We start from the raw sequence: 7,613 nt of genomic DNA, 5'->3' as shown, positions 1-7,613 counted from the left end.
AACGACCGAAGAGGACCAGCCAACCACAGACCCGCACGAAGATCAGATAGAGCAGGCGGATGGACAGAGCTGACCATCATGCCGACAGCCGCACCGTCGCATCAGCCCAGCTCACGGGCCCAGGCCGACTTCTGGCACCCCACAGGTGAGTTCGCCCGCTTGGTGGGCGGGGGCCTCGGCCGGTTCGGCCGCGCATATTCCAATTCGACTGCTCCATTGATAGCCTGGCGATATGCCTACACTCAGATTGGGTGGCGCTCTCGTCGATCGAGTGGAAGAGCAGTCGCTTCCAGTTTCACTCGACCTTCTTACCGACGACAGAGCGCTCATCTCCCGTCGAATTACCCGGCTGCCCGACGGATTTCTGGACAGGAAATCTATGACTTTCCAGTTCTCGAGCCATAGCTGGATCGTGAGGGTTGACGGCCTTACCGTGCTCATCGATCCCTGTACCGGCAACGGTCGCAAGGGAAGAGGGCCCTATTTCGACGACCTGAAAATTCCGTATCTGGACCGGCTAGCCCGGACCGGTGTGTCAACCGATACAGTCGACGTCGTGTTCTGCACCCACCTTCATCACGATCACTGTGGCTGGAACACGAGGCAGGTTGACGGGGCATGGGTACCGACATTCCCCAACGCGGCCTACATGTTCGTTGACCAGGAGTACCGGCGGTGGGACACCGCGAATCCGGTCCGACATCCCAACGACTTCAACCCCGACGTCTTTGACGAGTGTGTACGGCCGGTCGTCGACGCGGGTCTGGCTCAGATCGTCTCCGTACCCTACAAGGTCTCACCGAGCCTGAGCGTCGAGCTTGCGGCGGGCCACACGGTCGGACACGCGGTGCTACGCCTTGCTTCCGATGGCGTGCGGGCATACTTCAGCGGGGATGCGTTCCACCATCCGATCCAGCTGACTCGACCGGAGCTTCACCTGCCCGGGTGCGATGATCTGGCGACCGCGATCGCCACCCGACGGGGACTGGCACAGCGGGCGCTCGACGAGGGCGCGTTCCTGTTCCCGGCGCACTTCCCCGCACCACACTACGGCCGCCTCGCCCGCGACAGACACGAGGTGTACTTTGTGCCCGGCGGCGCCCCATACACCGATGACGAACAGGCCTCAGCCAGAACTTAGAAGATTGAGTGATGTAGACCGCGACATAGTAGAAGACACCCTGGGAAGTCGAACGACAGCGACGCTCGCACGGCTACCTTCCTGACGCTGACGGGTCTGTTGCGTTCTGGGAAGGTGCGGCGTGCCGGCACCCGCACGGGTCCGATCATCAGACGGCGAGTGCGAGCTCGACAAGGGCAGCGGACAACAGTCTGCGCGGGTCGGCATCGACGGAGAGTTCGTAGTGGCCGCGGCAGTTCACCGCGTCGTTCGACGCGGTCCTCGCCGATGCCGGTATCAACGCGGTCAAGATCCCACGCCGAACCCCCGGGCAAACGCCTACGCGGAACGGTCCGTCCAGACGGTCCGGACCGAGGTCACCGACCGTACGCCGATCTTCGGCGAACGGCACCTGCGCACGGTCCTGGCCGAGTACGCGGCCCACTGCAACGGACAACGACCTAACCGCGGCCGCGACTTTCAACCACCACGACCCGACCACCCCGTCGCCGACCTGACCCAGGAGCGTCAAACGCCAGCCCATCCTCGGCGGCCTGATCAACGAATATGAGCGGGTCGCTTAACGGCGCAGCTCAGGACCGGTAGCACAATTCTGGCACGCACAGGGTCGGTACCGTCCGCTGCGAATGCACCAACAGACTCCTGATCGTCGCTGGACGGCACCTGATGTCCGTCCTCGGCACGTACGCCGAGTATTTCAACACCCATCGACCCCACCTCGCTCCCTCGGCCAGCACCCATCCGACTCCCCACCTGTGATCACCCGAACCCTGAGTTCCACCGTCCCGTCGCACACGCATCCTTGGCGGTCTGATCAACGAGTACCGTAACGGCGCCTGACGACCCCCACTGGCGATCACATCATCCGTAACAGGTCAGCTCACAGGCCGAGACCCGGATTTTGGAGCCCCACAGGCGAAAAACGCCACGAAATGCGAGAGTATTCACTTACCTGGGTACTGAGGTGTAGGCGTACCACAGATTTCGTATCCGGTCGATATTCTGGTCAATTAACGGGCTCTACATCCCCTCGGTCCGCTGTGGCGTCGATTCGACGCCGCCCGTTAGGAAGTCCGCAAGGTCGTCGAGAAGTTCATGGAAAGGCGCGGGTAGCTCACCGGCCTGCATTGCCGTTTGATAACGAGACAATGTATGCACCGTGGTGGTCATAACGATCATCCAACGTTCGTCTAGGACGGATTTTCGATGTTCGGGCAGGAGTCGATGCAGCAGGCTCATGAAGGTATTTACAGTGCTGGCGGAGACCGAACCTTCGAGGCCTACGTATCCTCCGTATTCAATTACGTACCGTGACAAGAAAGCTAAGTAGTAGTTACCATCCTCCAGATGGCTGGCAAGGGACAGTATGAATCCCTTGACCAGATCGCGGACCTGTGGAGGCTCGCCTTTGGCGATCAGGTCTGCGAGTATTTCGGCCCGGACTCGCTCGCTCACGGAGGCGCGATAGGAGATGATCGCCTTGAGTAGGCTCTCGCGGTCACCGAAGTGATACTGGACGGCGGCGTTGTTCTTTTGTCCTGCGGCCAGGCCTATATCGCGCAGAGGGACAGTCGCGATGCCACGTTCCGCGAATAGCTGTTCAGCTCGCTCCAAGATGATTTGACGCGTTGTCATGCCTTTGGAGTTGAGCCGGTCCCGACCTCCTGGCCGCGCTCCATCCGAGGCATCCTTCTGGCGTGGTGGCATACAAAAATCTTACACTACGGCAAAATAGTATTGTCACGTTCGTATTAAACTAATCTGATTAAAATCAAGTGAGAATCCGTTTGGCGTGGCGACGCCACCGTCTTACGTCGCCCCCTGGTTCGCGAGGCTACTCGACCGGGCGCCAGCGGCTGACGCTGGTGACTTTGATGCCCCCCGGCCCTCCTCGGGATCATCGAGCTTTTTAAGCACATGTTTTTAAAAAGTGTTGACAGGATGACCTAGTAAGGCTAAGATTCTCTTCCGTAAGAAGGGTTTACCTGAGTGATGTTTCGTGGTGTGTGAGGAGCGGATCAACGGCGCGGTATGCGCTGGCGGTCTACCAGGAAGCTGTCGTGCTACGACGGAATCTCACCAGAGGGGGCGATGCGGGCGGGTGTGTCGGGCCTGATGCCTCAGAGCGCTCCGGTGCAGGTCCAAGCACTGACGAAAGGTCGGCCATGTTTCGTAAGGGGCGATTAGTGTCACTGCTATTGTGTGCGGCGAGGCTTTCCTGTTGGGGGCGTGTGGCGGCGCAACCCGGGGTGCGGGGTGCCTCTGGCTGAGCCGGTCGCTGGAGGGCGCGGACGGATCCTCCGCCCCGGGATCGACGCTTCCTGGTACCGGTCGCCATGGCACCGCCTACGCTCTCCGGTTCGTGTGGACTGGCTTGCCTGGGGGCTACCGACGCCGCGCTCGGCATCGGAACGGAGGGTCGGCCGATGGCCACGCTCCGGACCATTCGACCGTCGTCGACCGCATGGAAAACCGCCAGATACAGCGAACGCCACGCGGGCCTGACCGAACTCGGTTGACTTCATCGAGTGAGTTCTCATCGTGCGGTCGTCTGGACACGCCGCTGTGTCCCATCACGACCACCCGGGTCTCGCGGTTTTTCTTCATAGCAGACTCCGACGGGACCCCCATCCAACTACAGGAGTTCGGCGGCGCGAGGAGCCGACTCGCTGAGCTCTTCGGACCGCCAGCAGATAGCTGACGGAACCCTGCGGCAAGGACAGAAAGGAAGACCGTGACGTTGTTACCGGGTCGATCCAGGGCGATAGTGTGCGGAATCGCACTATCCGCGGTGGCCGTTTTATCCGGCACCTCTGTCGCCCAGGCAGAGCCAGGAAAACCCGACCGGGAAAAAATCCTCGAGATCAACATGACCAACACCCCGGATTTCAAGGAGGGACAGCCGGCAGTCGCCATCAACCCGAAGAACCCCAAGAACCTGGTCTTCACCTCGACTATCTTCCTTCCGCATCCGGGTCTCTATCCCACCGGGGAGTGCTTCCTCGCCCACTCCCAGGACCAGGGCCAAACCTGGACGCGGGTGCCCTGGCCCCTCGGCGACCGACCTCAGTGCGGCGAACCGAACGTGGCCGTCGACGCCAAGGGAACCTTCTACATCCTCAACAACCAGGTCGGCCCTGACTCCACGGCCAATGAGACGAACAGCGTCGTGGTCTCCCGGTCGCTCGACGGCGGTCGGACGTGGTCCGGTCCGGTGAAGACGCCGCTCGTGCTCAGCGGCGCGCCCAAGCTCCGCGTGGACGCCGCGACCGGCAAGGTCTACGCGGTGGGCGGCCTCGAATGGCAGTACCCGAGCGCGGTGTCCGTCAGCGCGGACCGTGGTCAGACCTGGGGCCCGTCCAGGGTGATTCCCGGTCCCCGACCCTGTGTCGTGGTGTCTCCGCAGCGTCCGCCCGCCTGCGGCTACCCGGGTCGTCAGCTCGCCGTCCACGACGGAATCCTGGTCTCCGCGAGCCAGGAGAGCGTAGTGACGCTGCATGTCAGCCGCGACGATGGGCAGACCTGGACGGACCTCCCAGTGACCGACGGCAAGGGGACTCCGGTCCCGGCAGGAAGTGGACCGCTCCTGCCGGTCCCGCAGCAGCGAGGTGCTGCCGACCCCATCCCCTGGGTATCGGCCGACCCCTCACAGTCCGGGCGATTCGCCGTCATGGTCCCCAGGGAGGCCAACCTTGAGGTATACGTCACCAAGGATGCCGGTAAGACCTGGACCGGACCGGCCGTGATCGCCGCCCCAGATGCCCAGCGTCCGTGGATGGACTTCGGCCCGAAGGGGTATCTGGGCGTGATGTGGAGGACAACCGCGGTCGACGCGTTCTCCGTCGTCTCCTTCGATCACGGACGATCGTTCAGCGCCCCGGTGAAGGTGAACCGCGAAACCGCGCCGGCCGCGCACGCCGGACCTCCCGGTGACCGCTGGTCCTGGATCGCCCTGGACGACAAGTACACCTACGTCACCTGGTCTGACGGCCGAGACAACGACCTGACCGAACTGGACGCGATCTTCAGTCGGGTTCCGCTCAGTCTTTACCGCAAGCCTGGACGCTGAGCCGACGCTCTGCCAGGGCCGGCCGGGTCGACCTGCGAGGTCGGGTCGACCCGGCCGCCCGGACGGCGAGGATTGATCCCAGCGCGACGAGGGTCATCAGCTCTGCGGCACTATCACCGGGGAGGGGCCCGGCTCCCCGGCGCGGCGAAGAGAGCCGAGAAGCTGTTTAAGGAGGTCCCTGAGATGAGCCGTGCCATCGTGTTCAACGGCGACGAGACCTGGGAGGAACGCGACCTTCCCGTCCCCGACCCCCAGCCCGGCGGCGCCGTCCTGCGGGTCGAGGCCACCGGCCTGTGCCACAGCGACATCGACCACTTCCGCGGCCACGTCCACACCTCCTGGGGCGGTGCCTTCCCCTCCATCGCCGGGCACGAGATCGTCGGCCGCATCGAGAAGATCGACACAGCCACCGCTCACGAGTGGGGTGCCACCGAAGGTGACCGGGTCGCCGTGCGCGAACTCCTCGTCACCCCACAGGGCTACCGGATCTACGGGCACGACTTCTCCGTCGACGAGGATTCCGGCCTGCACGGCGGGTTCGCCGAACACCTCGAGCTCCTCCCCGGTTCCCGGGTCTACCGCCTGCGCGAGGACCTCCCCGCCGAACAGCTCACCGTCTTCGAACCGCTGAGCTGCGCGGTCACCTGGGTCGCCCCCGTCCGTCAGGACGACGTCGTCCTCATCGAGGGGCCCGGTCACATGGGTATGGCCACCATCGTCGCCGCCCGCGCAGCCGGAGCATCCACCGTCATCGTGACCGGAACAGCCAAGGACCGGTTCCGCCTCGACTGGGCACTGCGTGTCGGCGCCGACCACACCGTCGACGTCGACACCGAGGACCCGGTGGGACGGGTCCGCGAACTCACCGACGGCCGGATGGCCGACGTCGTCATCGACGCCGCCGCCGGCGACCCCGTCACCGTCAACCTCGCCATGGACCTCGTCCACAAGGGCGGCCACGTCGTCATCGCCGGGATGAAGGACCGCCCCCTCGAAGGCTTCCACAGCGACTGGATCCCCACCCGGCGGATTACCCTGCACCCCGGCGCCGGCCTCGACACCGAGGGCGCCGTCGACCTCATCAACGCCGGCAAGGTACCTACCGCCGACCTGCTCGGCGACACCTTTCCCCTCGAACGCTTCGAGGACGCCTTCGCCCTCCTGACCCGCAAGGTCCCCGGCCGTGACTCGATCAGGATCGCGCTGCGGCTCAGTTGAGACGTCGACGTGACGGGAGGACCGAAACTGATGCACTGGCCGACAGGTCGTCTCGGGTGGTTCGAGTCGGAGCGCGGCGCGGCCGGTTCAGACCGAGGCCGCGTGACACGACTCCGCGGGGTTTCGTCCCGATGAAGATCCGATGCTTCTCGCACGTCGGGATGACAGTGACCGATCTCGATCGTTCGGTGGCCTTCTACACGGAGGCGCTTGGTTTTCAGGTGTACTTCGAGGCCCGCGGCGAAACCTGGGGACGGGTCGGGCTCGGGGTCGACTCGATGATGCTCGAGCTGTTCAGCCCCCATCCGACCGGACAGCCCCTGGAACCGGTCGACATGCTCTACCCGGCGCCCTACGGCCGACCGAAGATAGCCCTGACCGTGGCCGACGTCGACGCCGCCCACGACGAGCTGGTCGACCGGAACATTCCTGTCATCGGGCCGGTCAGCGCCACCGGGAAGTCAAGACTGATCTTCGTTCTCGACCCGGACGGCACTCTGATCCAACTGCACCAGTTCGAGGACGGACAAGAACGCGTGACGGACCTCTTCAGACACTGACACCGACACGCCTCCGTCGGATTCGGAACACCGGTGCGCGTCGCCCGGACGGGATGGCACCGCGCAGATCCCGCGCGGAGCGGAGAGCTTCCCGACCAACGCCAGCCGAGGAGAACGGTTGATGTTACAGACCACCGTCACCCCGCCTACCGTCGTCGTCGACGCGACCGGTCGCGTCCCGATCGACGGCGCGCACCACATCGCGACATGGGTCTTCCCGCCGCCGCCGACGCCGTCGGCGGGACCGGTGCCGCTGCTTGCGCAGGAGGCGGTGGGGGTGCGCTCGTCAGCTGGTCGCGAGACTGTGCGCCGGCGAACCCGGTGGGCTGGCTGCTCGCGACCGCGCGGCGGCGCGCCATCGACAGCTTCCGCCGCCGGTCGGCACTCGACGAGCGGTACGCCATGCTCGCCGGCCAGCTCGCCGAGGGTGGGGCGAGCTCAGGCGCGGTGACCCCGCGGGACCGGGCGGACGACCTGCCGTGGGATCAAGGCAGCTGCGCTGGCGCGATAGCGGTGTCGCCGAGCCCGCGCAGGCGTTGGTCTGGCTGAGCCGGTCGCCGGCCGTGGATGAGAACCGCACCCATGCTCGGATAGCTACCTTCCGTAGTCGACTGCTAAGGAGCTA

The 7,613-nt window shown here is 64.6% G+C and carries 6 protein-coding genes and 2 pseudogenes; 6 read left to right on the top strand and 2 right to left on the bottom strand.

Features of this window, described 5'->3' with window-relative positions:
- Positions 1–271: 271 nt before the first annotated feature.
- Positions 272–1,141 (top strand): MBL fold metallo-hydrolase, encoded by an 870-nt coding sequence (locus tag AC559T_RS07205; RefSeq protein WP_498868185.1) that lies wholly within the window; start codon positions 272–274, stop codon positions 1,139–1,141.
- 148 nt (positions 1,142–1,289) lie between these two features.
- Here the strand turns inward: AC559T_RS07205 and AC559T_RS07200 are convergent, their stop codons facing one another.
- Positions 1,290–1,430 carry a hypothetical protein gene (locus tag AC559T_RS07200; RefSeq protein WP_200835229.1) on the bottom strand — a complete coding sequence of 47 codons (141 nt, stop codon included), beginning with the start codon at positions 1,428–1,430 and terminating at the stop codon, positions 1,290–1,292.
- Between AC559T_RS07200 and AC559T_RS07195 the strand changes: the two are divergent.
- Positions 1,375–1,704 (top strand): annotated as a pseudogene (locus AC559T_RS07195) (integrase core domain-containing protein); the annotation flags it as partial. The gene AC559T_RS07200 and the pseudogene AC559T_RS07195 overlap by 56 nt on opposite strands.
- Before the next feature lie 457 nt (positions 1,705–2,161).
- Here AC559T_RS07195 and AC559T_RS07190 read toward each other — a convergent pair.
- Complete coding sequence (locus AC559T_RS07190) at positions 2,162–2,776, bottom strand: TetR/AcrR family transcriptional regulator (protein ID WP_498868184.1); 615 nt, start codon at positions 2,774–2,776, stop codon at positions 2,162–2,164.
- Positions 2,777–3,875: 1,099 nt separating this feature from the next.
- Here AC559T_RS07190 and AC559T_RS07185 point away from each other — a divergent pair.
- The 4 genes and pseudogenes from AC559T_RS07185 to AC559T_RS07170 form a co-directional block, all read left to right on the top strand.
- Positions 3,876–5,210 carry a sialidase family protein gene (locus AC559T_RS07185; RefSeq protein ID WP_498868183.1) on the top strand — a complete coding sequence of 445 codons (1,335 nt, stop codon included), beginning with the start codon at positions 3,876–3,878 and terminating at the stop codon, positions 5,208–5,210.
- 183 nt (positions 5,211–5,393) lie between these two features.
- The gene (locus tag AC559T_RS07180) at positions 5,394–6,428 is read left to right on the top strand and encodes a zinc-dependent alcohol dehydrogenase (protein WP_498868182.1); all 1,035 of its coding nucleotides are present in this window, start codon (positions 5,394–5,396) and stop codon (positions 6,426–6,428) included.
- Positions 6,429–6,559: 131 nt separating this feature from the next.
- Complete coding sequence (locus tag AC559T_RS07175) at positions 6,560–6,988, top strand: VOC family protein (RefSeq protein ID WP_498868181.1); 429 nt, start codon at positions 6,560–6,562, stop codon at positions 6,986–6,988.
- 279 nt (positions 6,989–7,267) lie between these two features.
- Positions 7,268–7,474: pseudogene (locus tag AC559T_RS07170) on the top strand (RNA polymerase subunit sigma-24); the annotation flags it as partial.
- Between the last annotated feature and the right edge of the window lie 139 nt (positions 7,475–7,613).

The organism is Frankia sp. Hr75.2, assembly GCF_949319125.1.
Taxonomy (GTDB): Bacteria; Actinomycetota; Actinomycetes; order Frankiales; family Frankiaceae; genus Parafrankia; species Parafrankia soli.
Note: the sequence above shows the minus strand (reverse complement) of the source record. Positions and strands in the feature narration are given on the sequence as shown.

Coding starts and splice junctions, on each gene's coding strand:
- AC559T_RS07190 (WP_498868184.1), bottom strand. CDS start 2,776: ATGACAACGCGTCAAATCATCTTGGAGCGAGCTGAACAGCTATTCGCG.
- AC559T_RS07180 (WP_498868182.1), top strand. CDS start 5,394: ATGAGCCGTGCCATCGTGTTCAACGGCGACGAGACCTGGGAGGAACGC.
- AC559T_RS07175 (WP_498868181.1), top strand. CDS start 6,560: ATGAAGATCCGATGCTTCTCGCACGTCGGGATGACAGTGACCGATCTC.